The organism is Bradyrhizobium zhanjiangense (assembly GCF_004114935.1).
Classification (GTDB): domain Bacteria; phylum Pseudomonadota; class Alphaproteobacteria; order Rhizobiales; family Xanthobacteraceae; genus Bradyrhizobium; species Bradyrhizobium zhanjiangense.
Genome location: NZ_CP022221.1, coordinates 4,333,073 through 4,359,661, shown reverse-complemented (window position 1 = coordinate 4,359,661; position 26,589 = coordinate 4,333,073). Strand labels below are relative to the sequence as shown.

Annotated in this window: 20 protein-coding genes and 2 pseudogenes; 6 read left to right on the top strand and 16 right to left on the bottom strand. The window is 60.4% G+C overall.

Going from position 1 to position 26,589, the window contains the following annotated elements:
• Window positions 1-224: 224 nt before the first annotated feature.
• Window positions 225-734: pseudogene (locus tag XH85_RS20720) on the top strand (chromate transporter); the annotation flags it as partial.
• 12 nt (window positions 735-746) lie between these two features.
• On the opposite strand, the gene XH85_RS20715 reads toward XH85_RS20720, so the two are convergent.
• The 4 genes from XH85_RS20715 to XH85_RS20700 form a co-directional block, all read right to left on the bottom strand.
• The gene (locus XH85_RS20715) at window positions 747-2,651 is read right to left on the bottom strand and encodes a sensor domain-containing diguanylate cyclase (RefSeq protein ID WP_164940801.1); all 1,905 of its coding nucleotides are present in this window, start codon (window positions 2,649-2,651) and stop codon (window positions 747-749) included.
• Between the two features lie 209 nt (window positions 2,652-2,860).
• A complete protein-coding gene (locus XH85_RS20710) occupies window positions 2,861-5,002 on the bottom strand; it encodes a glycosyltransferase (RefSeq protein WP_245474260.1) in 2,142 nt (713 codons plus the stop codon).
• A gap of 21 nt (window positions 5,003-5,023) precedes the next feature.
• The gene (locus tag XH85_RS20705; RefSeq protein ID WP_244551175.1) at window positions 5,024-6,304 is read right to left on the bottom strand and encodes an HlyD family secretion protein; all 1,281 of its coding nucleotides are present in this window, start codon (window positions 6,302-6,304) and stop codon (window positions 5,024-5,026) included.
• A gap of 533 nt (window positions 6,305-6,837) precedes the next feature.
• Complete coding sequence (locus XH85_RS20700) at window positions 6,838-8,205, bottom strand: phenylacetate--CoA ligase family protein (RefSeq protein ID WP_128933258.1); 1,368 nt, start codon at window positions 8,203-8,205, stop codon at window positions 6,838-6,840.
• 443 nt (window positions 8,206-8,648) lie between these two features.
• Between XH85_RS20700 and XH85_RS20695 the strand changes: the two genes are divergently transcribed.
• Complete coding sequence (locus tag XH85_RS20695) at window positions 8,649-8,846, top strand: hypothetical protein (RefSeq protein ID WP_128933257.1); 198 nt, start codon at window positions 8,649-8,651, stop codon at window positions 8,844-8,846.
• A 187-nt stretch (window positions 8,847-9,033) separates the two neighbouring features.
• Window positions 9,034-9,330, top strand: a complete 297-nt coding sequence (locus XH85_RS46760; RefSeq protein ID WP_128933256.1) for a hypothetical protein — start codon at window positions 9,034-9,036, stop codon at window positions 9,328-9,330.
• 206 nt (window positions 9,331-9,536) lie between these two features.
• Here the strand turns inward: XH85_RS46760 and XH85_RS20685 are convergent, their stop codons facing one another.
• A complete protein-coding gene (locus XH85_RS20685) occupies window positions 9,537-10,637 on the bottom strand; it encodes a cytochrome-c peroxidase (RefSeq protein ID WP_245474177.1) in 1,101 nt (366 codons plus the stop codon).
• A gap of 281 nt (window positions 10,638-10,918) precedes the next feature.
• Between XH85_RS20685 and XH85_RS20680 the strand changes: the two genes are divergently transcribed.
• Window positions 10,919-11,983, top strand: coding sequence for a glutamate-cysteine ligase family protein (locus tag XH85_RS20680; RefSeq protein WP_128933255.1), 1,065 nt, complete (start codon window positions 10,919-10,921; stop codon window positions 11,981-11,983).
• Window position 11,984: 1 nt separating this feature from the next.
• Here XH85_RS20680 and XH85_RS20675 read toward each other — a convergent pair.
• A pseudogene (locus tag XH85_RS20675) lies at window positions 11,985-12,791 on the bottom strand (ABC transporter permease).
• Window positions 12,788-13,384 (bottom strand): ABC transporter ATP-binding protein, encoded by a 597-nt coding sequence (locus XH85_RS20670; RefSeq protein ID WP_128933254.1) that lies wholly within the window; start codon window positions 13,382-13,384, stop codon window positions 12,788-12,790. The pseudogene XH85_RS20675 and the gene XH85_RS20670 overlap by 4 nt, the downstream one beginning before the upstream one ends.
• Window positions 13,385-13,642: 258 nt before the next feature.
• Between XH85_RS20670 and XH85_RS20665 the strand changes: the two genes are divergently transcribed.
• Window positions 13,643-14,704, top strand: coding sequence for a DUF3182 family protein (locus XH85_RS20665; RefSeq protein ID WP_164940799.1), 1,062 nt, complete (start codon window positions 13,643-13,645; stop codon window positions 14,702-14,704).
• 26 nt (window positions 14,705-14,730) lie between these two features.
• On the opposite strand, the gene XH85_RS20660 is transcribed toward XH85_RS20665, so the two are convergent.
• Both XH85_RS20660 and XH85_RS20655 read right to left on the bottom strand, forming a co-directional pair.
• Window positions 14,731-16,008, bottom strand: coding sequence for an APC family permease (locus tag XH85_RS20660; RefSeq protein WP_128933252.1), 1,278 nt, complete (start codon window positions 16,006-16,008; stop codon window positions 14,731-14,733).
• A gap of 502 nt (window positions 16,009-16,510) precedes the next feature.
• Window positions 16,511-16,768: a hypothetical protein gene (locus XH85_RS20655; protein WP_128933251.1), complete on the bottom strand. Its 258-nt coding sequence runs from the start codon at window positions 16,766-16,768 to the stop codon at window positions 16,511-16,513.
• Window positions 16,769-17,467: 699 nt separating this feature from the next.
• On the opposite strand from XH85_RS20655, the gene XH85_RS45235 reads away from it, so the two are divergent.
• Entirely contained in the window at window positions 17,468-17,608 is a 141-nt protein-coding gene (locus tag XH85_RS45235; RefSeq protein ID WP_164940798.1) for a hypothetical protein, read from the top strand.
• A gap of 8 nt (window positions 17,609-17,616) precedes the next feature.
• On the opposite strand, the gene XH85_RS20640 is transcribed toward XH85_RS45235, so the two are convergent.
• The 7 genes from XH85_RS20640 to XH85_RS20610 all read right to left on the bottom strand — a co-directional run bounded on the left by XH85_RS20640 (window position 17,617) and on the right by XH85_RS20610 (window position 26,536).
• Window positions 17,617-18,207 (bottom strand): superoxide dismutase, encoded by a 591-nt coding sequence (locus XH85_RS20640; RefSeq protein WP_128933248.1) that lies wholly within the window; start codon window positions 18,205-18,207, stop codon window positions 17,617-17,619.
• A gap of 406 nt (window positions 18,208-18,613) precedes the next feature.
• Entirely contained in the window at window positions 18,614-19,318 is a 705-nt protein-coding gene (locus XH85_RS20635) for a LamG domain-containing protein (protein ID WP_245473322.1), read from the bottom strand.
• 20 nt (window positions 19,319-19,338) lie between these two features.
• Entirely contained in the window at window positions 19,339-20,760 is a 1,422-nt protein-coding gene (locus tag XH85_RS20630) for an ABC transporter permease subunit (protein ID WP_276486194.1), read from the bottom strand.
• Entirely contained in the window at window positions 20,702-21,448 is a 747-nt protein-coding gene (locus XH85_RS20625; protein WP_164940797.1) for an ABC transporter ATP-binding protein, read from the bottom strand. The genes XH85_RS20630 and XH85_RS20625 overlap by 59 nt, the downstream gene beginning before the upstream one ends.
• Window positions 21,449-21,766: 318 nt before the next feature.
• Window positions 21,767-25,006 (bottom strand): efflux RND transporter permease subunit, encoded by a 3,240-nt coding sequence (locus XH85_RS20620; protein WP_128933246.1) that lies wholly within the window; start codon window positions 25,004-25,006, stop codon window positions 21,767-21,769.
• A 3-nt stretch (window positions 25,007-25,009) separates the two neighbouring features.
• Complete coding sequence (locus XH85_RS20615; RefSeq protein ID WP_128933245.1) at window positions 25,010-26,218, bottom strand: efflux RND transporter periplasmic adaptor subunit; 1,209 nt, start codon at window positions 26,216-26,218, stop codon at window positions 25,010-25,012.
• A 36-nt stretch (window positions 26,219-26,254) separates the two neighbouring features.
• The gene (locus XH85_RS20610; RefSeq protein ID WP_091889643.1) at window positions 26,255-26,536 is read right to left on the bottom strand and encodes a metal-sensing transcriptional repressor; all 282 of its coding nucleotides are present in this window, start codon (window positions 26,534-26,536) and stop codon (window positions 26,255-26,257) included.
• Between the last annotated feature and the right edge of the window lie 53 nt (window positions 26,537-26,589).

Here is a 26,589-nt window from a genome sequence, read left to right as displayed (position 1 = left end):
ACACGCCGCCAGTCGGGCATTTCCGCGGCGAGTTCAGCGACGGCAATGCGAACGCAAAGGCTTTGGTTCCGCGACTATGCCGCCGTCGACCTTTGTAGGTGATATCGCCGAATAGGCGACGCCTGGCGTCGTCACGAAAGACGACACGACATTTTGCGAGTTAGTGAATCGTTTCAGAGGTGGCGTGACCTCCTCATCCTTCTTTCCTGTGATCGCTTTCCTTCAGCTTCTCGCCGACGGGCGCGCTCGTCTTCGGCGGCGGCCATGTCGTGCTCCCGCTGATGCGCGAAGCATTCGTCGCGCCGGGCTGGTTGAGCGACGACGCATTCCTCGCCGGCTATGGTGCCGCTCAGGCCGTCCCCGGCCCGCTCTTCACCTTCGCGGGCTATCTGGGCACGGTGGTTTCTGCCGAGCCGAATGGGCTCGCGGGCGCGGCTCTCGGCCTCGTCGGCATCTTCCTGCCCGGGATACTAGTGCTGCTCGGAGCCTTGCCGTTCTGGGATTCGTTCCGCAAGCGCGCCGGCGCCCAGGCCATGATGCGGGGTGTCAACGCCGCGGTCGTCGGCGTCTTGGGGGCAGCACTCTACGATCCCGTATGGACCGCGACCGTGCATTCGCCACGGGACTTCGGCATCGCGCTCGTCGGCTTCGTCCTGCTGGTCGCCTGGCGCGCTCCTCCGCTCGTCGTCGTCGCGTTCAGCGCCGCTGCGGGTGCTGCGATGGCGCTGGTCTGATTGCTGCCCCTTTCAAGCCCGTATCGAGCCGGGCCACGCGATGATTTGCCCTGACATCACGAGGCCGTTGCGTCCGCTCTCCTTGGCGACATAGAGCGCCTTGTCCGCAGCCGCTATCAGTGACGAGCAATCCGCTTTGTCGGTCAGCGCCACGTGCGTTGCGCCGCCAATGCTCACAGTGACCTGCTTGGACGGTGGGTTGAACGCGTGCAGGATGCCGAGTTCCTGGATCGCTTGCCGAATTTGCTCGCCGACCTGCTCGCACCCTCCTGCATCAGTATTCGGTAACAGCAAGGCGAATTCCTCGCCACCGTAGCGGGCTGCCACGTCTGCCGGACGTCTGGCCTGCTCGGCCAGAACCCTGGCGATTGAGCGAAGACACGCATCACCGGCCTGATGTCCGTACTGATCGTTGAAGCTCTTGAAATGATCGACGTCGATCAGCAACAGCGATAAAGGCGTTCCTTCACGCCTGGCCCGATCCCATTCCGCCGCCAGCCGCTCGTCGAAGTGCCTGCGGTTTGCCAATGACGTCAGGCCATCCGAAATCGCGAGAGCCGACAGCTTATCCTCAAGATCCTTACGTTCGGTCATGTCGCGCGAGATCGCCACCACGCCGTTGATGTCTCCGCTCTGCACACTCCTGGTGACGCGCAGCGCAGTTTCGATCCAGACCTCGATCTTTTCGCGATGACGGGTGCGATATGCGATTCTCGCCTCTTCGGCTTCGCCGTCCATCAACGCGGAGATGGTTTGCTCGACCCGTGCCAGGTCCGCGGGATTTATCCCGGCGAGAGCTGACGTATTCACCAACTCGTTCGGAGCCCAGCCAAGAATCTGGGCGCTGGACGGCGACGCATAGAGGATCTGCCTATCGATCGCGATGCGCATCACCATATCGCCCGACTGCTCTGCGAGGAGGCGAAAATCCGCCTCCTTGGCGACCAGAGCTGCGGCCATCTTTTGCCGCTGGTGCAGCTGATGCACCAGCAAGAGCCCCGCAACCGCCAGCCCTCCTGCCAGTCCCAGGACTGCAGCCATGCGCCCCAGAGCGGCTCTGCGCCAGGGGGCCAAGACATCGTCTTCCGATTCGGTGGCAACCACGAGAACAGGATAGCGACTGCTCCGTTGATAAAAGCTCAGACGCCGAACCCCGTCGAGAGGCGACGTGAAGTAGTAGGCGCCCGCAACCGGCCGCTCGCGGAGATTCCTAAAAAGCGGGGCGCCAGACAGATCGCGGCCTGTGTATCCGTTGTCCGGGCTACGTGCGAGGACAATGCCGTCTGCAGCCGCCAGCGCAACTGAACCATTCTGGCCAACGTCGAACCCGCTATAAAACTGCAGGAAGTAATCAACGTTGATTGTGGTGAGGGCGACGCCGGCAAAACTGCCGTCAGGATGATTGAAGCGTCTCGACGCTGTGATGATCCATTGCCCGCCTGATCGACTCCTCACCGGATGTCCAATGAAGGTTCCCCGGTCAGCCACGGCACGATGATGCTGAAAATACTCGCGGTCGCTGTTGTTGAGGCCGGCGAACTCCACGGGCTCGCTGGTAGCGAGCCAGCGTCCGGTCTCGTCATAGATGAACACCGCCCGGATTCGATTCGCGGCCTTGCGCCGGGAAAGGAAGGTCTGAATCTTGGCAATTGCCGCAGGGCCAGTTCCTTCCAGTTCGAGCTGGCCGACCAGCACGTTCAGAACGGTGTCGGTGAGCTCGAAGGTGTCGTCCGCGTGCTGCGTCAGCGATCGGGCCAGATTGGCCATGTCGGTCTCGGAGCTCTTCAACGTCGCCTGTCGCGAGGACCACTCCCGCCAGCCGCTGACTGCGACAATCGCCACGCAGGCGACCGCCACAAATACGGATGCCCAGAACGTCAGACGCCCTTGGCGAAAATCGCTGCGATGATCGGACAAGAGATGTTCCCTCTACCCCTGAGACCCAGGACGATTCGGGGTTATGACAGGCTTGCCCATTTCCGGTTGAGGTTTGTGGCAGAACATGGAAGTCGGCTGACCGCATCGAGAGCCGGTTTGTGCGATCGACAGCTCGCGGAGGTCGATGAGCACAGGGATCAACATCATCAGCTCAGCCGATGGCTTGGAGTACCGAGCCGCCGACCCGGCTAAGGAAAGGTTCTGGTGAAACTCGTCGGATGCAGGCTTCGAGCTCCGGCGAGATGTGCCAAATCGCCGATCCGCGGTTGAGGCCGGATGACCAGGCTCTCGGCCGGCAGACGCTCAGCCGGCGAAGGCGCCGCGGGTTTCGCGCCACCTGTCTCAAGCTGAGGCAACGGCGCGGCCATTGACCAGATGCTCTTGAGCATCGTTCTGTTCACCGACCATGCGATAACACTGTTCTCCTTCAAGCGGGCGACGGTAAAGAGCTTGCGGATCAACAGGTCTCGTTCGAGCGACTGCGGCAATTTGAACTGCACCCCGACGAGCTGACCCCTTTGTTGCACGATCATCGCGTCGACCCAGCCGACCTGCATGATGTGTACGCGTAGCGGTTCTCCGCTACCAGGACAGTCGATGCCGGAATCGAGCAGGACGCCGGCGCCGGAAAGAGAGATGTTGCTCATGCGCCCGGAAAGCAGCTCACCGGTCTCAGTATGGATCAAGACTGATTCGTCGACATCGAAGCGTTCCTCGGAACGTCCCATCCGCGCCTGTAGCGAGGTCATGCAGACGAAGAACAGCACGACGATGTTCACGACCGACCAGAAGGCGACCATCGGTAAAGCGGCGGGATGATCGATAATCCGCCATTCCGGGATGGTGTTCAGAACGAGGCCGACAACCGTCAACGCCATCAGGGCCGCCGACGGCCAGAATATCTCCGTGGCATAGCTTGTGCACCGCGCGGCGGCTCCCTTGGGCGTCACCCTGAACGCATGTCCCTTCGGCTTGACGAGAGTCCCGAGCACCGTCGGTAGAATCTTGAAGCTCTGGATGGTCGCCGACACCTGGGCAGCCAGTGGAAAATGCGCGTACGGCGCGAACCAGGAGATACCACCGTTAAGCGCCAGGATCGCGGGGAACAAGTAATAGAAGACCGACTCAGGGGTGACGTCGACCACAGGCGCGAGGCCGGTCCACATGAACACGATCGGAACGACCACGACCATGAGCGCCCGCAAGCCCAATGAGAGCCAATGCGTCGGAAAGAAGAGGAGCCGATGCATCAAGCTCAGTCCAGGGCCGAGCGGGCCGGCGGCGAGATACAGGGTCTGGATCGCGCCACGCGCCCAGCGTTGCCGTTGCACAAAAAAGGCGCCAAGGCTTTCCGGTGCCAATCCAATTGCCAGCGGTTCGCAAAGATAGCGGGTGACGTATCCTTTGCGCAGCAGGACCAGCGTCAGCAGGATGTCTTCCGTAATGGACTGGGTCGGCAAGGAATCGCCTACCGCGCGGAGTGCTGCACGACGCGTGACGGAGTTGGATCCACAACAAAACGCACCATCCCAGCCGTCGCGCGCAGGCATGATGCTATCGAAGAAGAACCGTTGTTCGTCCGGCAGTCCCCTGTGCAGGCCGAGATTCGCCTGCATCGGGTCCTCATTGTAGAAGGCGTGCGGGATCTGAACGATTCCGATCTTTGGATCAGCGAAGAAGCCCATTGTGCGCACCAGGAAATTGCGCTGCGGCACGAAGTCCGCGTCAAAGATCGCGAAGAACTCGCCATGCGTCATCGTCAGCGCATGATTGATATTGCCTGCTTTCGCATTCACATTGTCGGAACGGGTGAGATACCCGGCACCCTTGCGCTCGCAGAGTTCCTTCAGCCAGGGCCTGCGACCATCATCCAGGACCCAGACCTGGAAGTTTGGATAGTCCAGACATAGTGCGCCCGTGATCGTCTTTTCCAGTACCTCGAACGGCTCGTCATAGGTTGGAATGAAGACGTCGACCGAGGCAAGCTCATCATCCGGCAGGCCGCGAAGCCGACGTTCGTGCTGATCTGCCTCGCTGCGGCGATCGGTCCTGCGAAGGAAGGTCAGATAGAGAATGAACTGATCCGTGAAGGTCAGGAGCTCGACGAAGAGACAGAGCCAGATCCAGCCGACCTGATACCAGGTCCCGCTTGCCGGCAGCACTGTGGTGAAGATGCGCCATTCGAGATAGCGGGCAACGACAAGCCAAACCGCGACAAAAATCGCGATACGCGCCCAAAGGCGCGTGACTGCAAAGGTTGGCGCCAACAGGTACATAGCCGCAAAGACGCCCAACATCGGCGCGAACAGCTGAGCGAAAGACAGAGTCATGACCTGCACGGAATTTCTAGCTCACAGCGACGACTGGTCGAGGTCCAGCCGAGCAGTCAGCCATTTCAGCTTCGAGCTGACCAATCGAAGCAGGCCGTCGGAGCTGCGCTCGAAGCGCACTTCGGCCAACCGTCCGATATCGCAGGAGCCGTTGTGGTCGGCGGCCGTCTCGTTAGGCGGCAACGAGATCTCAACAGTAATGTTGCCCGGATCAGGTCGCGGCACCCGAGCCGCGAGCAGTCGATCATCGGCGTACGCCGCCGAGCCGCGAACTTGCCGGATCTGGCCGGTCTTCCACTCTCGACTCCCGATCAGGCGGACAGTCGCCGCATCTCCAGGCTTGATCTTCTCGAAATCGCGCTCGGGCAGTTCAACGACGATGAATCGGCGTTCGCAATCTGCAAAATCAAAGACCGATTGCCCTTCCGTGACCATCGAGCCCGGGCTGGCCGCGACCGACCAGACCACATGGGCCGCAGGCAACGATAGATCGTAGTGTTGAAGGCGATCAAGTCGAGCGCGCTCCTCTGTGATTTCCGCAGCCAGCTGCGCGGAACGTGAGCTGTTTTGCAACAGGTCCGTCTCGAGCTCCTGGCGACGGAGAACAAGTCGCTCGCGCTGTTGCTGAGAATAGGGCACGTCATTGGCATCGCCACGAAGATAAATGCCCTTCTCAGCCGCCGCCAACTCCGTCTTGAACCGCTGCAGGCGTTCATCGGCCATCTGGCACCGCGTTGCGGTTGCCTCCTGGGAAGCCTGGGCTTCGGAAGAACGGATCTGTGAACTGATGCCGAGCTTGACGAGCTTCTCCATCCGGCCCGCGACATCGTTCCGCTGCCGCGCCTCGGCGAGACAGCCGCCTCGTTCGGCCTCCGTTTCTCCGATCTCGTGGCTCAGGCGTGCGACCGCTCCCAAACGATAGTCCTCGCTGCGCTCGCGGAGCTTGCGATCGAGCTCGGCGATTTCCTCAAGTTGCCGACGTGCGAGCTCTGCGCGCTTGCTGGACACGGCAAGCTGCTGATCGAGGTCCATGAGGTGCCGGCGATCCGGCGAACGCGCCTCGACCAGCGACACGACCCGGTTGCGCTGGAAATATTCACCTTTGCGTGGAAGATCAGGCGCGAGCTGACCCGCGATCGGTGCAGTCACGCGCATGAGCTCGGCGTTGACGAAGGCGGAGGGAGCGATTCTGTAGGTCACATACGGCAACAGGGCCCATCCGCTCAGAGCGATGATGCCGAGCGCCAGGGATCGTCGGACAGTTCGGCTACGAATGAAGCGTTCGACATGCAAGCGGACCACGACTGGATCTCCAATGGGCTTTGGTCGCTGCGCCTGCCTCAGCAAAGGCAGGCCAATCGACGCGGCCCGCCCAGCATTGTCATGAAGTCTGCGTGTGTGAGGCACTGAACATTCCGGCAGCATTGCTGCCAGCCGAAGTCAGCTTCATCGCAATCGCAGACTCGTCTTCGCAACCAAGAGAAGTGTATCTAGCTTTCACCACACCAGGTTAATTTGTGTCAAAACCGGAAGACTACGGCCCGAACCGAAATCAAGATGTGGCTTGAAGTCGGCGCCATTGGCGGCGAGCTCGTTCGCTTGAACGCGCGAAGCTGTCTTGCCGAGATGGGCAAAAGATTAGGTGCAGTTCGGGGCCTATAGGTGCTTTTCAAGCCGGGTGCCAGCGCACCGTAATTCCCGATTCACGCCGGCCTGCGCTGACAAGGCCATCGCCAACCGTTCACCTACAGCGGGCAGCTCGTTGCTTCGCGTTCAATGCAAACATGCGGGTGTAGGGCAGCAGCAGCGCGATCCGCCCGAAGCTCTCAAGATTTTCAAGCGCTCAGAACCAGTGGGATGACGGTGCGGTATTTTCCGGCGGAAGATGCGACTGGTGGTTCGGGGGCCAACTCAACAGACACCTGACCAAGCCCATGCTCGTTCAATAGCTTGGTCAATTCGGAATGCACCGCCCGCCAAACCCGGTTTGGGTCCGCGTCGGCTGCGGGATGGAGCCGAACGCGCAATTGTGTTGGCGCAGTCTGCACGATCTGAAGCAACTCCACGCCAGGTACATGATCTATCTCAAGCGCGAGCGATGGCACTGCGACTTTCTCGCCGCATTCGGTTGGAAACGTGAGGATGTCGGCAGCACGGCCCCGCACGCGGATCGCCGGAAGCGGGTTGCCGCAAGGACAGGGATCAGGTCGTTGCAGGATGCGGTCGCCCAGATCGTAGCGGAGGATCGGCTGCACGCGATTGGCGAGGTTGCTCACGAGGACCGTATGCGACTCCTCACCGGGCGGCACCGGCCGATAGCTCGCATCGACGGGTTCGAGGATCGCCCAATCGCTGTTGACGTGATGCCAACCGTATTCACAGCCGATCGCCATGAACAGGCATTCCGTCGCGACGTAAATAGTCCGGACCTTGGCGTGGAATGCCCTTGCGATCCGGTCGTATCCGTCCGGCGAAAGCCCTTCCGAAGTCGGAAGAACCAGCGCCGGCCGAATATGTAGGCGACCGGCATCCTGCTCGGCGGCCAAGAGTGCCATGACGCTGGCGTATCCGATGAGCAGAGCCGGGCAGAACCGATTGAGTTCGGCGACCAGATTCTGCAACGGCGCCTGTGCCGGGAGCGCCCGGAATCGTTGGGCCGACGATTTTGTGTGGATTGCAGCAAAGCTGGTTGCGCCGATGTAATGGCCCCCCATCGCAAGCACCGACGCCGCGCGGCCGCCGCAGACGAGGAGACGAAACATGTCGCTGGCGCTAAGCGCGCCGATCATCATGCGCAGCGAAAAAGCGAGTGTGACCGTCCAATTGTGCTCGTCCAACAGGAATATTCCAGGTGTCCCGGTGGTGCCCGAGGTGGTTGCCACTGAATATTTGCCAAGGAGGCGTTGCCCGATCAGCTCAGGGTTATCGACGAACGCTCGCACTGCCGCGAAACTAACCTCGCGATCGGTGACCCAGTCGTCAAAATGACGCATCAGCTCTTGCTTATGAGCCACCGGCAGCACGGACGAACTCTCAATCCGCTCCGGTAGACCCTGATAGAGCTCGCGATAATAGGGCGAGTTGGCGCGAGCGAAGGCGACGGCCTCGCCAAGCCGAGCGCGTTGTCGCTGCGCGATGGCATTGAGACCTTGCCTTCTTGCGCGGTGCGCATCGAGCAATACCGATGAGATGCTTTCGCTCATGATAAGCTCACATTGGCATGGTGCACGCGGCTCAAGCGCCATCGCGTCGCACCACCGCGCAAGAGGCTCGCGAAGGGTTATAGGATCATCAGACGAAAACGGCCTATCAACCAACCGCGCCCGAGCCGCGGACGCAAGCGCTTGCGCCGCGTGGGGCGCGGAGGTTGATGCTCGCTTTCTCTGGCCGCAAGGACGCTGGCACTGTCGGCGCTGGCCCCGTCGGGCACTGGCACTGTCGGCCTGCTCCTGTAGCGCTCGTGGTGCGAGAGACCGTCTCGATCAACCCACCCTTGATGTAGACCCGCGCAGACAGCGGACCCAACTCACGACTAGGTGAAGGGCGAATCTGGATAGGGCGTGGCCCGCCCGACCGGACAACGGGCGCCGCGCCCTATCGCATCCGGACGGACGGGACGCCAGGCGGCCGCCCGGATGACGCCAATGTGCATTCGTTGGATGCGCGTGCGGATCAGGCGTGCGCCTTCCCAAAGCTCGACGTCATGATCATCAGCGAGCTGCTTGGCTCGTTCACTTGCCGTTTTTTCGTCGGCGCAATGGAGTTCGACGCGAAGCTGAATGTGGCCGTCCGCCCCCAGGATATAGGCGCGATAATCTCCTCCAAACGTCAGTTCCGAAGCTGAAACTCGAAGGAACTTACAACAATATCAGTGCACTGTCCGTTCGATTAGGACAATACTCCCATTCTGCCGAGCCGAGGCGCTGGCGTCACTCGCGGATGCGCGGCTCTTTAAATTCACCCGGGGTCGGAACGCGCTGAGCAGGCGCACGTTCGCACTGACACAATCCTTTCGTAAGGAGGTAAGCGCCATGAAGTTGCTTATAAGTGCCGTCGCCCTTCTGCTGACGGTTCTGTCTTCAGCGGTGTTGGCGCAGACGACCAAACCCGACGTCTCCGGTGCTCCGAGCGCACAGAGCTCCGGCGCAGGAATACCGGGTCAACCGGGAAACAAGAGCGGTCCTGCCGTCAAGCCTGGAGACACCGTTGGTTCTAGCTCGACGACGAACCAGGAGAACCCGACGGTTCGGATGCAGGACCCGTCGAACATTAAGGGACTGCCGGGCAATAAGAGCGGCCCGCCTGCTAAGCAGCCCTCGCGCCAGTGAATGGAAAGATCGGACTATCGCAAGCAGCATTGAGGCTCGTACCGAAAGACCGCGGGCCGGCGTTGATCAGGCCGCAGCATGGGCGCACCCTGGTTCTCGCCGGGTTCCAGTTTGAAGAGAAGTGATCGTGAGACGGCGACGTCAGCTGGTGAGAGCTCCGCCAATTACCTGCTCAATCCACCGTTGGTCCGCGGTCTGGCTGACGTTCACCGGCCCTCCCCAGTTGCTTGATCCCCTGCAGCTTCGAAGGCGTTGGGGGGCAGCACTGGGGCGTTGCGAAAATGATCCGGCAACTCTCCGGTTAGACTTCCCAGGAAAGCTACGATGTCCGCGACATCTTGCTCCGCAAGATCCTTGCCCAACTGTACCTTCGCCATAATCCGCACCGCTTCAGGTAGCGCGTTGACCGATCCGTCGTGGAAGTAAGGCGGCGTCACGGCCACGTTGCGCAGAACAGGCACTTTGAAGACGTACATGTCGGCTTCGTCATGGGTCACATCGAAGCGGCCCTTGTCGATCTCGGCGCTCTTCGTCTCATTCCAGTAATCTTCGACAATTCCGAATTTCTGGAAGCTGCCTCCTCCGACACCAGGGCCATTGTGGCAGGCTGTACAGCCGGTCTCGAGGAAGGTTCTCAAGCCGCGCTGTTCTGTAGCTGAAAGGGCCCGAGCATCCCCAGAAAGATATTGGTCGAAGCGAGACGGCGTGACCAGCGCGCGCTCGTAGCTGCCGATTGCCTTGCCCCAATTGTCCGGCGTTACAGAATCTGTTTCTCCCGGAAATGCCCTTTCGAACATCCCCAGATAACCGGGAATACCCTTAATTCTGTTCATTGCGGACGCATAGTCGAGGTTGCCAAAGCTTGTCGGGCCGACCAACGCCTGTGTCGCTTGATCCTCGACGTTCTTCCTGTCGCCGCGCCAATGTGCATTGAACTGCAGGGCGGCATTGAGAATGGTCGGCGCGTTGCGTGGATTGATCTTGTCGTGTGCGCCGTGCGGTTTAGCCAAGCCATCCGTTCCGTAAAGGGAAGGCTGATGACAGCGAGCGCAGCTCGTGGTGCCGTCCACTGAGACGCGGGGATCAAAAAACAACGTGCGACCGAGTTCAACACGCTCGGGCGCGATCGGGAACTCCGGTGTCGCCATATCCTTGGGCAGTGGCTGGAAGACTTGCTGCGCTTGGGCCAACAAGTCATCCGTGGCACCCCTTACGTCAAAGGTCGCCGCGACGAGGCCGACCACCGCAACGGCTGCAATTAGCGCAGCCAGGCGGAAACGAGAGCACCACATTGAACTTGCTCCCATCGTACCTCTCCCACTCTGCCAAAACTCCAATGCGCCGTTCCGATGGCGGTTCCTCGTCCTCGTAATCCAGGTCATGTAATTCCGAAGGCCTAATCGAATGACCGGGTAGTGCCGAAAATTCCCTCATGCAGGTGCGTGCATTCCGAAAGGGCCCTCACCCTTCACAACGAGTTGATCGCGGCATGCGGAAGGCCGGCCTGTAACGACCGTTATCGAACAGCAGTCTCCGCAGGAGTGGCTCCGGCATCGATGGTTTGTGATGGCTTCAGAGCCAAGAGCAAATGACCCGCCACCGTTCAGGTTTTCACTTTGGCTTGGAAACGGAGTTCCTTCTGGTGGATGCATCATGCCGTCCGCTATGGCATCCCGAACTTCGGTTTGAAGAACTCAATGCAATTCTGGAGACAATTGAAGTCCGAGACTTTGATCAAAATGGACTTGATCTCATCCCCCTTCACCGCAAGAGAATGCCATTCGTTGTCGAGGGCTATCAGCTTCCCGGGCCGAATTTGGTGCCCACGGCATTGTTGCCGAAGGGGCTCGAGATTCGTACTCCGGTGTGCAATTCAATCGAAGAGTGCATCGACGGATTCGTTACGCTTCACGGCCGGATGCAGCGGTCACTGTCCGAGCATGGATACCGTGCGGCAATCCTCTCCTTCCATCCGATTGAGGACCATTTTGAAGGGCCGCAGAACAAGCGGCGATACGATCATTGGCAGTGGGCCATGGAGGCAATGACCACGTACGGGCCGGATATCAATGTCAGCGTGCCCTCCGACGTGGCGGAACGATTGGACCTGCACGAGCTACATGGCAAGGTGAATTATTACGCCCCTGCCCTCACCGCCCTCACCGTTGCCTCGCCGTTATATCGCGGTGACCTTTGGCGGATGCGCGGTAAGGTCGGAAAATCTGTGCGCACCTATCACCGCAGCACCATTGCCCCGGCTATTTCTATTCATCCAAAGGAAAACCTGCGCCTCGAACTCAAGCCACTCGAAATGACTCCATATCGCATCGACTATCACGGATATTTTCTGCTGTGGCTTGCATTGATTCTTGATGAGAGCTTGCTGGGACGGGCGACGGAGCAAACGCGAATCTACGACATGGGACAGGTTGCCCGCTTTGGCCTTCATGCCGAAAGTGCTCGCGAGCGCGCTCATGAAGTCTTGTCGAACGCACCGAGCGCGCTGGGCCACTGGGGCTTTGATTGTCAGGCCCTGGATCATTTTCATGCTCGGCTGGAGACCCGCCGACTCCCCGCCGACGACATCATCGATCTGTTCGAATGTGAGCAATCCATCCCGAACGTGTTACGCCATCTCATTGATTTGCGATGACTTACGGCAATTTTTCGCTGGCGATCCGATCCAGGCGCAATCGGTGTCGATGATCAGTTAGCAAACGTCCGCCGCCGATGACTGCCGCAAGCGTGCCCAAACCCGTTCCGCCTGCAATCAGAAACATGATCAGTAGCTGGTATTTGACGGCATCGACGGGCTCGACGCCCGCGAGGATCTGGCCGGTCATCATCCCTGGTAGAGAGACCAGGCCAATTGCAGCCATGCCGTTGATGGTCGGCATGAAGCCGCTTCGCAGTGCATCGCGGATCACCGGGAGGAGCGCCTGATAGCGGGTACCTCCCAAGGCGAGGCAGGATTCCACCGCGGCTCGTTCGCGCACCACGCCATTGACGAGCACATCCAAGCCCAGGCTGACCCCAGTCATGGTGTTGCCCAGGATCATTCCCAACAGCGGCAGAGCGTAGCGTGGATGATACCAGGGCTCGGGACGGAGCTGCGAGAGCAGCGAAAACGTCGTGACGGTACCGGCGGCGAGCAGGGTGCAGCCTGCCCCCAAGCCGTAGGTCCAAAGACCCTCCAGCCGTCACTTCTGACGGGCGACGATTTCTCGCGATGCGAACAAGACCATGATGAAGGCGGCGAGTGCCGTCCAGAACGGAGAGACCACGGCAAACAGAAACGTCAGCACATATCCAACGAGTACGAGCTGGATCACCATTCGCATGGTCGCAAGGGCAAGCTGTCGTTCAAGCTTCAGGTGCAGCGCGAGCGAGAGCGCGCCATTCATGACAACAAGGAGCGCAGGCAATATGAGGTCGCTGTAAGCCAGCTGGATGTAACTCAAAGCGAGTGCTCCTCGAGGTGGCCGCCGCTCGCCATCACGAACAGACGAGATCCGACGCGACGAGCCTGGCCACTGTTGTGAGTGCTCCATAGGACGCTTGTTCCGGCCGAGACACGCGCGGCAACCAGGGCTTCCACGGATGCGGTCGATGCCGCGTCAAGCGCCGACGTGGGCTCGTCCAACAGAAGCACCCGCGAATGCAGCAACAGAGCCCGTACGAGGCCAAGGCGCTGCTTTTCGCCGGTAGAAAGTCTCCGGATGGGCCAGGTTCCGCAACTCGCTGGCAGCCCCAACTGATCCACCAACGGAGTGGCCAGATCCCAGTCGGTAAAGTGCTCCTGCACCGTGTCAGCCCACCAGCCAGGTTCGGCAGCTACATAGGTCACCTGCCTGCGCCAAACAGGGGCCGACATCGTTTCCCGCGACATCCCGTCCAGCTCGACGGAGCCCTCGTTCGGATCGAGATCGGCAATGGCGCGGAGCAGCAAACTCTTGCCGACGCCCGACGGGCCCTGCAACGCAATACATTCTCCATCCGCGAGTTCGAACGAGACCACGATATGCAAGCGCTTCAGCGCGCTGACAGTGAGCATATTACCTTTTACCCTTGGCACATCTTGCAGTGATCTACGTTATCTGAATGGGGATGTGCAGTCTCCCCATCAGACGGTTCCGTCCAAGCACTGGCCAATGCTCGGTTGTCGAGGTGGTTGCGCATGGACCGACCCACATTCCCTCATCTGCTTCAGCATCGATCGCGCCAAACGCGGCCATCCGCGGTTCGTGAGATTGCGCGCGAACAGCACGGAATCTGCGCGGTCGCCTGCCTCTTCCCTCGTCTGGGCGCGCCGATGTACGCCCACGAGAAGGTCACGCTTTCCGTGGTGGCTGAGAGCATCGCGCGCCTTAAAGGCTGTCGATTTGTAGGCGAATACGGCCCGAAGACGCATGTGGCCGCTGGTCTTTTCTTCGTTCCCAGCGACACGCTCATGCTCGACGAGGCGCGAGATCTCGGAATTCAGTCTCCGCATCAGCTCTACGGCGCCGTGGTGCCATATTCCTTCGTCAAGACGAAGGCCATCACGCATCCCCTTGTCGCAAAGCACGCGGCCCGGCCGCGCGGCTGGTCATTTGCCTTCGGAGACGGTGTCCGTGATGCGGTTCTGCCGGGCTACACCGCATTTGACGTCGGCGGTGCAAGGCTGGCGGTCAAGCGGCTATTGGCGATAGGGCCGGTTCGCGTGAAGGAGCCGCTGGGCGACGGAGGTCATGGACAGACGGTCATCACGAACATTGATGAACTGGAAGCTTACCTGGAGAAATTCCCGACAGATAAGCTGGCAGCTCACGGCCTGTCGCTCGAGGTCAACCTGCGTCAAGTCGTAACCCGAAGCGTCGGTTGCACGATGATCGGCGACCGGTCGATCGCCTATCACGGCACGCAACGGTCGGTTACCAATAATCATGGACTTCGGGTCTATGGCGGCTCGCACATCATTTGCGTTCGCGGCGACTGGTCGGCGCTCGACAGTCTTCCCATGGAGATGGAGGCAAGGCTGGCTGTAGATCAAGCTCGAATATACGATCGGAATGCCGCCAGATATCGGGGCTTCCTGGCCTCACGCCGAAACTATGATGTTGGACAAGGCATTGATGGGACCGGAAAATGGCGATCCGGAGTGTTCGAGGCGTCCTGGCGCTCCGGCGGCGCGAGCACTGCCGAACTGGCCGCTCTGACCGCGTTCGCAGAGGACTCCCGTTTACAAGTGGTCGAGACCGCTTCCGTGAAGCACTACGGAAAGCCACGCAGAATCCCGGCTGGCGCAGCGATTCATTTCCAAGGTGATGATCCGGAGGAAGGTCCGCTGCTCAGGTACACGACGGCCGCGCGAGCCCTGCGCCAACTGGCGTAAGCGCCTTGCGTCTCAGCCGACGACGATCAGGCAGACCGCCATTGCGGGTGCAGACGATGAAGCGCCAGACGGGCCAGCGTTAATATGGTCAGGGTTCCTACCGCAGCGAGGACTGCGGCGTGAGGCATCGCTATGGTCAATCCGATGCAGCCCACGATGCCGTACCACGAGAAGATCGCCGGATAGTGGCGCTTCCGGACCGGCAGATTCAGCGCAGCATAGTGCGTGATGAAATACCAGACGAGCATAAAGGAGCCACCAACTTCGATGAGTGGCCGAAGATCAAAGATGAGAGCGGCGCTTGCACTGAGCAGGCCAAGGCCGATGACTGCACGACGAGGCGTCCGTGAACGCTGGTGAATTTTGCCCAGCCAGCTCGGGAGCTCGTGGGCCTCTGCCATCGGCAGAACGACACGCGAAGCACTCAGCATATCGCCCAGGATCTCCGCAAGCGCAGCGACGATCGCGCCGGCCAGGATGACCCATTTGCCCCACGGGCCGATTGCCTTCAAGGCGGCACCAAGCAGAGGGGTATCCTGCGCGCCGACCTCATCTGCCCCGAGCACGCCGAGAGTGACTGCTGCCGCGCCGACAAACATGACTGCCGCGATTGTTACACCTCCAATGATGGCGACAGGAATGGTGCGACGCGGTTCCTTGACCTCCCCGGCCATGATGGCCATCCGCATAAAGCCATCCCAGGTCCAAAAAAAGATAGCTGCGCCACTGGCGATGCCCATAAGCCCATTAGCACCTAAGACTGGTACAAAATGGCCCTGCTCGATCGCCTGTAGCGAGAATGCTCCGTAGATCGAGAGCACAGCGATGACCAAGAGCAGAAGGCTGATGAGCACCCGCGACGTCAGCTGGATTCCAAACAGGTTCAGAATGGTGATGGCCACCACCCCAGCAGCCGCGACGAAGTGAACAGGAATCCCCGGAATGACCTGTCCCAGGTAGGTGGCGAAGGCAAGCGCGATCACACTCATCGAGATGAGGTTCTTCCCGAGATACCCGCAGCCTGCGATGAAGCCAAGCGTAGGCTGGTGGACATCGCGCGCCCATGTGAAAGCGCCCCCTTCAGTCGGATTGTTCACACCCAATTGTGTGGCGCTGATACCGGTGGCAAGGGCAACGCTGCCACCGAGGAGTATGGCAATCGGGATGCCGCTCCCTGCGGCTGCCGTGGCAGCACCGATCGTGGCAAAGATACCGATGCCAACCATCATGCCGGCGGTGAAGAGGGTTGCCGTTATCGGCCCGAGCTCCCGTCTTAAGCTCTGTTGTTGTCCATTCTTCGCCATCCGAGCGCACTCACGGCTCAATGCGAGAGGTTGTGTACCGCAGAGCGAACTTAGTTTTGTCCGGGCGGCTGCCTACCGCTTCAATCCTTTGCGCTTGCCATTCGATTCGCACCTGTCGGTCAGATTGTCTCAGAGTGTAAAGACATGGCTGCCTGTTAGTTCCACTTTGCCTTACATTGATCGAGGTGCCCCCTTGCCCTTTGCAGAAACTGCTATTTCACCATCAACCACGCAGGTTGCAGCAGCGGATGGGCGATAAGCCCAACGACTGCAGTTGCCGCAATCAGCGCGGGATTGCTTACCTTCCAGCGGAAGAGCACCGCGAGAGATACGATGCCCCCCTGCACGTTGGCATTTCCACGATGCCGAGCGCAACCGGACCGCCGAAGCCAAGAAAGCCGAGACGCAGGACGTAGAGTGTAAGCTCCGCCATACGGCCACGCTCGGGGATAGTGGTTGTTGTCATTTCAAATCCTTCGAAGAAATCGGCTATTGGTGACCACTACTTCGGATCGGAGATCGCCTGGACAATGCCGTCCGACGGCGAGCCAAGTCCTTTCGGCGTCAGGACGACGTTCTTTCCCGCCGCGGTCACCTCGAAACAGCCGCCGTCGGGCTCCGGAAGATCGATGCAAAGGTCATCCCCTTGAATGGTCCACTTGCCGCGCTTCTTGCTGCCCATCGAATAGCTTCGGAGGGTCCCGTCGTGTTCATAGACATCACGATAATGGACCTCGTCGGTCACTTCCTTGCCCGACAATTTTGCTCGTATTTGCGCGCCAGATAATTTCTTGAGATTTTCCGCGGCAACAAATCCGGCATCGAGAGCAACGAGGCTCCCAATGCCGGCAAGTACCGCGATGAAGCTCCTTGTATGTAAGCTGCGCAACTTAAGCCTCGTTCACTTCTTGCAGGCCTTAAGGCACATTTGGTACTCGGTTTTGCAGGCAGGTCCGGCGTAGTTCTTCATGCACGCCTTTTGCTGCTCCGCGCATACCTTGCAGGATGTTTGAGCCTGCGCCGTCGCGTTCAGCGCAAAGAGACCAGCCAATATAGACAGTATAAGAGGCACATTTCGCATTCGATCTTCCTTTCCTGAGGGCACGATCACGTGGGCCAACCGTCTGGCCGATGGGATCGATCAGTTCTGCGACTTCTTGATGCTGGCCGTCATGTCTAAGGCAGCTCGAAGACCCTTTGCCAGCTTCAGAGCATCGCGAGTCCGCACTGTTCATTGCTTGGCTTGGTGCGCCATAACCCTTGCGTCGAATGTCTCCTCATCCTTGTTGGCGCGCATCCTGATGTACGCCCCTGACATCCAGACTTCATTGCACGCGAGCGATGGGCTGCTTGGCGTCGTCATACACAGCTTGTCGTTCCGAATTTTCCAGTTCCCGGTCCAAGAGCTTCCCGATTCTGAACCGACGAGAGCGCCATCCAGCCGGAGATACATGAACCAATGGGCCCCATCCGTGATGTCCTGGCCGACAACGCGAGCGCGGATTTGCTTTCCGTCCAGCATCCTGAACTGATCTTCGGCGCGAGCGTCAGCTATGAAAGCCAGCGCGGCCGAACAGAGAATCCACCGAACGCATCGTAGGCCGTGCCTCATTTCTGTATCCCGTCAAAAGCACGTTGCACGGCCGGCCAATTAATCGCCGCCATGAACACGTCCACGTAGTTCGCGGCCTTGGCGCCGTAGTCGATATGGTACGAGTGTTCGTACATATCGAGCGCGAGTATCGGCGTGCCACCGGCCAGCGTGTGGCAGTGATCCGACGCCCACTGATTCACGAGCTTGCGGTCGCGGGGTGACCAAGTCAGCAGCACCCACCCGGAGCCACCGCCAAGCGCCTTGCCCATGGCAATGAATTCGGCCCGCCACCGGTCATACGAACCGAAGTCGCGAGCAAGGTCTTCCTTCAGATTTGCGCCCGGTTCGCTCTCATCGCCAAGACCATCAAAGAACACTTCATGCAGGATCATCGAGTTGGTCGCGATAAGCTGCTCGCGCTTCAACCCATTGATCAGGAAGCCCGGCGCGCTCGCGTAGTCGAGTTCAGCAAGCTTTTCGTCGATCAGATTCAACCGTTTGACCGCGCCGCCATAGTTGTTCTCGTAATGGCTGATAATCATCCGCTCCGACATCCCACGGATGCGGCTCGGGTCGCAGGACAACGGCTTCACGACATAGGTCATGGCAACCTCCCGACGCATGGCCTGGGTGGCATCCGGGCGCACAGAGTGCCAACCGGCGGCAGCGCGCTAGTAAGATCTGGGAATTTGTTGGATGTGATTGGGATAACGGCAGACATGATGCGCCCTTGGTGAAATCGGACGCGATTCTTGGGCATGTCGCCTCATGGGGAGATCGCTTCCCCATACCCAAGAAATAGAGCCGGCTGCGACAACTTGTCAATGCCGATAAACATTCATTTCGAAGCAGCGGAATCGCTCGAGGGGAGCTGCGGACGCAACGCCTCTACGTCGCGCGGAGGGGGCGCACGCGAAACCAGCCCGCCCCGAACAGCGCGCCGCTGCCTGCCAGAATCCATTTCCTGTTCATCCATCTCCTTTTCTGACGAATCTCCCCGTTGTCATCCTTTCAGTTGCCGCCGGCGGCTACTGTGTAGTCCGCGAAATACATGTGGCTATCGGCCTTCGACCAGAGCCCGATCCGGCCCGAGACCGGTTGGGTCAGCGTGTGCTCCAGATAGAGCTTGCCATCGAGATAGCCTTCCACCTTCGTGCCTTTGACGCGGACCTTGAGGTCATGCCACTGCCGTGTCGCGGTCGGCGTATTGCGTACCCATTTGACGGAAGAGCGCTTGCCGTTCTCGAACTTCCACAGCACGATGTTATTCTCCAGACAGTTCGCGCGGACTGTCAGGTAGTCCCCGTTTGGCTTGAGATTGAATAGGATGCCGGCGCCCTGGTCGATACGACCGGACAACCCTTCAAAGCGCACCGAAATCTCGCCATCGCTGAAATTTTCGATTTTTGGCGCGACCGCGTAGGGATAGTAGGCGTAGGCCTGCACGCGATCAAGAAACTCAGCGTAACGTTCACCGTAGAGAGCCCGTGCCTTCTCGGCGATACCTGCCGACGATTGCCCCTCCTTCCACTGCCGACCATCGACAGTGAGCACCTTCTTGCCGCCGTCCTGCTCGATCCTCCAGAAGCCCACCACTGGCACCAGCGACTTTGGTTCCCCACCGACGGTTTCATTCGAGAGGTCAATCTTGATTGGCTCCGCGGCTAAACAGGGCAATGCCGGCACCGCAAAGCCGATTGCCGCGAGGATGATCATTCCGAGTTTCTTGCAGGATCTCATGGCTTAACTCCTTGATGAACGAGAGAGCCTTTGTCTGGAGGGAGCCGGCGAATCCGTCGCCACGCGAGCACGATCAGGAGCGGCAATCCGCCGAAGAACCACAGCAGCACCGCGTCTGCGCTGACGACCAGGGGATAACCGGGGTACTCTTCGCCGACGCTAGGCGCCGGCGGCTGCGTGCCCGCGAGCGCATATAGTAGCGGCAGTATCTCCCGCGGACTGGTGGAACGGCTTACGTCGGTTCGATCACCGTAGACATATTCGATCTGACCATAGGCGTCTGATGGATTGGCAACGCTCGACCGCTCGCTTGCGAGAACAACGGTGACGTCAGGCATGGCGCGCTCGAGCTTCGCGAGGACGTTGCGTCGAAGATCGATATAGCGGGGGTCCTCGGCAGCGAGATTGACCTTGATGACCAAGGGCCGCCGAAGCGATGCGAGCAAACGTTCGTCTGCAGACGAAAAGGAGTTGCGACGATCCTCGCTGAGATCGACGGATGCCCTAATCTGCGCCGCGGCGGTGAGCGCAACGGCAATCACAAGCACACAAGACACAGAGCGGATGACTTTCGTCCGCACCGATGTACCGGGAGGGAGCCAGACAACTGTCAGCGCAGCGAGCCCGCCAATGACGGCCGCTATGCCTAGCACGAGGCCGGCCGAAAGGAGTCCCTGCTCAAAGGGACGCAGCGTTTGGGTTAGCGACAATTGCGCAAGCCAGGCCGACAGACCAGAGCGGCCCGCGAGCGTGAAATCCAACACCCATGATCCTATCGTGACGGCGAGCGCGATGATGGCTGCAGTAGCCGAATTGTCGGCGATAACCGCGGCGAGCAGCCCAATGGCGCCGGCCAGAAGACCGTAGAGCAAATGACCCAATATAAGATTCAGCGTCTCGAGCGCAGCCAGATGGCCACCCAACATAGCCCACACGGCCAGCGCGGAAAGCGCAGGAATGCTCACCATGAACCAGGCTGCCAGTACGGCGCAGAATTTTGCGGCGATCAGCGTCGAGGGTCGGTACGGCAATTGGACCAGCAGGCGCAAAGCGCCACTTTCCTTCTCCTGGCCCAGCACGCGGATCGCCACGAAAGGGAATAGCAACGTCACAGCCACATAGAATGAGCCGAATGTCGGAACGAGGATTCCATCGAGGGGAGACAGGCTCCTCGCCAGGACTGGCGACTGGAGTGCCGCGGCGCTTGACTCGCTGTAGAGCGAGACTGCCTGGACGAAAGAGTATCCGACGAGCGGACAGACCAGCAGCAACATGGTCCAAAGTGCCCGCCCGGCCGTGACCTCGCGGAGCTCCTTTGCGAGCAGCGGAACGATCGGTGCGGTCGGCCGCAGGTATGCCTCACGTGAGTGCAAGGAAGATATCCTCCAGTGAGCCGCTCGGCAGTCCAGTCTGCGCACGCAATTGAGCAAGTCCTCCGGATCCGCGCACCTGCCCTGCCGAGAGTAGGATGAAACGGTCACAGACCCGTTCCGCGTCCGGCAATTGATGGATGGAGAGAATCAGCGTGCGTCCGCGCGCCGTCTGGTCACGCAATAGATCCATCACGTGGCGCGTTTGCCGCAGGTCAAATCCGTCAAATGGTTCGTCCATCAGTAACAGGTCATGCGGCGCGAGCAGTCCGATGGTCAACATCAGCCGTCGGGCATAGCCCTTTGACAGAGCGTGGACGCGCTTTCGAAGCACCGGCTGTAACCCGAGCGCTTCGATGGTCGACTTGATGTCTGCTTCTGACCGTCGAAAGACACTGCCGACAAACCACACGACCTGCAGGGCCGATTGGTCCTGGTACGGACGGACGCCATCAGGCAGGTAGAACAGGACGTCGCGTCGACGGCCCACGTGCAGCGGCTCTCCGCGCCAAAAGACGTCGCCTGAATTCACCGGTAGAAGTCCGGCAACGGCTTCCAGCAACGTCGTCTTGCCGGCGCCATTTGGACCGATGATGCCGAGGATTTCGCCCGCGACAGCAGAGAACGTCACACCGTCGATCGCGGTGCCATCGCTTCCATAGCGCTTGGTCAGGTTTCTCACGCCCAGCAGAGGCGCTGAACGGTCTGGCGAAAACCCGTCGTTGACGGTTGGCATGCAGCGTCCTTCTCAGAAATCCGGACGCGATGCTTGGGCATGTCGCCTCATGGGGAGATCGCCGTCCCCATAGCGGCGACCTTGGCAAAGCGGAATTGCTTGTCAATTAGGAACCAGCGGAAGCGAGGCTCGCCAACTTGCCGGTTTGTTCACTTCAGCTTGATCGGGTTCCCGCTCACAGCTCTCTGTAGCGGCAACATGCGGCATAACCCGGACTCCTCCGCATATCCGGGAGCGAGACTGAAGGACAGTAGTATTGCCGTTGTCATCGCGATAGGTTCGGTTGGCAAGGACTCAAAGCTCGATAGGCCCTCTGGTCTATTCGGCTGCGCGTCGCGAGAGGAACTGATCGGATCTCTTCAATCGCAATGGCCGTCGCGCGAAATAGGCATAGAGCGCCGGCAGAACGATGAGCGTCAACAGCGTCGCCGTGAGCAATCCACCGATCATCACAGTGGCCAGCGGCCGCTGCACCTCGGCGCCCGTTCCCGTGGCGAGCGCCATGGGGACGAAGCCGAGCGATGCGACCAAAGCAGTCATGATCACCGGTCGGAAGCGTATCAACGCCCCTTCTTCGATCGCGGACCGAAGTTCGGCGCCGTCCTCGACCAGTTTGCGGATCTGGCTCAACATCACGAGCCCGTTCAGGACGGCGACACCCGACAACGCGATGAAGCCAACCGCAGCCGAGATCGAGAACGGCATGCCACGCAGCCATAGCGTGACAATACCGCCGGTCAGAGCGAGCGGCACGGCGCTGAAGACCAGAAGCGCATCCCGCGCGGAACCCAAGGCGCCGAACAGCAACAGGAAGATGAGAAGGAAGCAGCCGGGCACCACGACCATCAGCCGCTGCCGCGCGACGGAGAAGTTCTCGAACTGTCCTCCCCAGGCCAGATAAGTCCCAGGGGGAAGCTTGACCTGTTCTGCGACCTTGGCCTGTGCTTCGGCGACGAGCGAACCGATGTCCCGGCCGCGAACCTCGGCCGTCGTCACCACCCGACGCTTGCCGTTTTCGCGGCTGATCTGGTTGGGCCCCTCGGTCTGCTCGAAGGATGCCAGTGTGCGCAGCGGAACGGAGGGGGCCGGCGCATTCGGATCGGCGTGCGGTAACGGCACTGGAAGCGCCTCCAGAGCGGTAATGTCGGAACGCAGCTTGTCGTCGAGCCGAACCACAATCTGGAAGCGGCGGTCGCCTTCGAAGACAAGCCCGGCCACTCGGCCTCCAATGGCCGTCTCGATCAAGTCCTGGATGGTTGCGAGGTTGAGGCCGCGGCGGGCGATTTCGGCCTTGTCGATGCGGATTTCAAGGAATGGAAGGCCAGTCGTTTCCTCGACCTTGACACTTTCGGCGCCCTCGATACGACGCAGCACATTGGCGATCTCCTGCGCGGTCCGCTGCATTTCGCTGAAATCGTCGCCGAACACCTTGACGGCAAGATCTTCCCGGACGCCCGCGATCAGCTCGTTGAACCGCATTTCGATGGGTTGGGAGAAGCCGACCTTGTTGCCCGGCAACTTGGTCGCTTCTGCCTCGATCTGCCGAATCAGGTCGTCCTTCGACAGCGACGGATCCGGCCATTCGCTCTGCGGCTTGACGATGATGTAGGTGTCGGAGGCGCTCGGGGGCATCGGATCGGCAGCGAGATCGGGCGTTCCCGTGCGCGAGAACACGAAGGAGACCTGCGGAAATTTGCTGATCGTCCGCTCGATCATGAGCTGCATCGCTTGAGCCTGCGACAGCGCCGTGCTGGGCACGCGCTTGACCTCCATGACGATGTTCTTTTCGTCAAGCGTCGGCGTGAACTCTTGACCAAGTCGACCAAAGAGGATCACCGCACCGACGAAGAGAACCACCGCCGTGGCCATGATCGGCCGCGGCGACACCACTGCCTTCGCCAGGACTGGCGCATAGAGTTGCTTAAGCCAATGGACAATTGGGTTTTCCTGTTCGCGCACCGGCTTGGTCATCGCGATCGCAATCGCCGCAGGCACGAAGGTCAGTGACAGAACGAAGGCCGCAACAAGCGCGATCATCACAGTCAACGCCATCGGCTCGAACGTCTTGCCTTCGACGCCAGTGAAGGTCAGTAGCGGCACATAGACCAGGATGATGATGAGCTGGCCGTAGACCGTGGGTCTGATCATCTCGATCGCTGATACTGTCACGGTGTTGAGGCGCTCGGCAGGCCTAAGGGTCCGGCCGAGCTCGCGCTGGCGTTCTGCCAGATGGCGCAGGCTGTTCTCCGTGATGATGACGGCACCATCGACGATCAGGCCGAAGTCGAGCGCGCCAAGGCTCATCAGGTTCGCGCTGAGCTTGGTCCCCAACATGCCTGTTACCGTCAACAGCATCGTGACTGGGATGACGCCAGCGGTAATCAGCGCCGCACGGAAATTGCCGAGCATCAGGAAGAGCACTGCGATCACCAGCAGCGCACCTTCGGCGAGGTTGGTTGCAACAGTCCGAATGGTGGCGTCAACCAACTGCGTGCGATTAAGCACGGTCCGCGCCTTGATGCCCGGCGGCAGCGTGCGGCTAATCTGCTTGATCTTGGCGTCGGCAGCGGCTGCCACCGTGCGGCTATTGCCGCCGATCAGCATAAGCGCTGTTCCGAGCACGACTTCTTGCCCATCGACGCTGGCACTGCCGGTCCGCAGCTCGCGCCCGATCTCGACATTGGCGACGTCCTGGATGCGCACGGGAATTCCTCCCCGCGTCGTCACGACAATCTGCCTGATGTCCTCGAGGTTCTCGACCCGGCCACTGGCGCGGACCACGACGCCCTCGCCGTTCTGCTCGATGAAGTTGGCGCCGCGGCTAACATTGTTGGCCTCGATCGCGGCGATCACCTGGCCGAACGATAGCCCATAGGCGTTCAGCCTGAGCGGATCGGGGTGCGCCTGAAACTGTTTAACGAACCCGCCGATCGCATCCGCTCCGGCCACGCCGGGCACTGTCTTCATTTGCGGGCGGATGATCCAGTCCTGCACCGTACGGAGATAGACGGTACGCTGAAAGTCATCCGTCAACCGCTCGCCTTCGGGCGTGAGATAGCTGCCATCGCTCTGCCATCCGGGCTTGCCGTCCTCGATTGGTCCCATCTCGCCCGGCTTGGCATACTCGACCGCCCACCAGTAGATCTCACCAAGGCCGGTGGAGATCGGCCCCATGCGAACGTCGACAGCGGGAGGAAGATTGCCTTTCGCTTCGTTCAGCCGTTCGGAAACCTGCTGACGCGCGAAGTAGATATCGGTGCGATCGGCGAATACAGCCGTGATCTGCGCAAAGCCGTTGCGCGAGAAGGATCGCGTCGACTCCAGGCCTGGCGTGCCCGCCAGCGCCGTCTCGAGCGCGACTGTCACCTGCTTTTCGATTTCAGTTGGCGTCAAGGCCGGGGCGGTCGCGTTGACCTGGACCTGCACGTTCGTGACGTCGGGGACGGCATCGATCGGCAATTTCGTCATCGACCAGAAGCCGGCGCCGGCGGCAACCAGCGTCACCAGCACCACGAGCCAGCGCCGACGAACTGAGAAGTCGACAATCCAGGCGATCATTGCTCAGTCCTCGTCGCGGGGCTTCGAAAGCTCTGCCTTCAGCGAGAACGTGTTTGACACGGCGATGGTCTCACCGGCAGCGAGGCCAGAGGCGATTTCAATGACCTCCCCGTCGCGCTGGCCGGGCATCACGCCGCGCACCTCGAACCCATCCTTGCTGCGAATGAAGACCACCCTCCGTCCATTCACGGTCTGAAGCGCGCCGATCGGTACCACGACATCTGCCCGGTGATCATTCAGCGCAATCGCCGCAGTAACGAAGGACCCTGGCCGCCAGCGGCCGTCCGGATTGTCCAGCGCTGCGACGACGCGCGCGCTGCGGGTCTCCTTCTCAAGCAGCGGCGACACGAACACGATTTTGCCAAAAGCGGTTTCCGGCATTCCCCGCCCCGTGATCCGGACAGTTTGGCCCTCTTTCACCAATGGCAGGTCGCTGGACGAGACAGCCAGTTCGACCCATACGCGGCTCAGATCGACAATGACAAAGAGCTCGGTTTCAAGATTGTCGCGGCCGACTGCCGTTCCGAGCTCGACTCTGCGCGCGGCAACCCGGCCCGAGATCGGCGCGCGAACGTTTTGGCTCCGCAGCGAGATCTCTGGCGCCTGCGGCAGCCCCGCAATTTCATTTTCCTGCACGCCCAACGCCAGCAGCTTTTGGCGGGCGATGTCCAGGCGCATGGCGGTCTGCGCTGCCGCATTGCGGGAACGAATATATTGCAGCTCCGGCGCTGCGCGGCCTTCCCACAATAGCTTGTCTCGTCCTGCGAGATCTTGTTGCAGTTCGTTCGCAAGTCGAGCGGCCAGATATTCGCTCTTGGCGTCCGCAACTTCGCGGCTCTCAAGCGAAGCCAGAATTTCGCCCTGTGCGACGACATCGCCGATGTTCTTGCGAAGCTCGGCAACTGTGCCGGACAGCTTCACCGAGACGTGCGCAACCCGGTCCGCGTCTGGAGCAACGGTTCCGGGCACCAAAAGTCGCCTGGCGATGCTGCCCGGTCCCACCTGCACCTGCTCGATTTTGGCGAGAGCAATTCGCTCGTCGTCCATCCGGACGACAGGCCGACGTTCGGCCTCCGCTGTTTTGGCCTCCTGCCGCGGCTGCTCGGCGGCAACTCCCACGGCTTTCCGCAGGGCCGGCATGCCTGGTGCCCAAAGGGCAGATGCGACGCCCGCTGCGAACACCGCGACCAGGATAAACGGTCGGAAGGACATACGTTTCTCTTCAATACCGGCGCGGCGCGCCGCCGCTCAGAGGTAACGCGAGATCGCCTTGAATTCGGCGAGCACGGTCTTCGTGGATTTCGACGAGCCGCCGTTCGCTGCCGCGTCGAGGCAATTATCCACGTGATCGTGGATGAGCGCCCTCTTCGCCTCGCCGATGGCCTTCTCGACCGCATGAAGCTGCTGAGCGAGATCGAGACAGCCGCGCCCCTCGCCGAACATCTCGATGACTCTGTGGAGGTGCCCCTCGGCGCGCTTCAGCCGCTTGACGATCTCCGGATGACTTTCGTGAACGTGTTCTTTCGCCATGCACATATCCTATCCCCCCTGAGGGGATATGTCGAGCGTTGCTCTCTGATGCC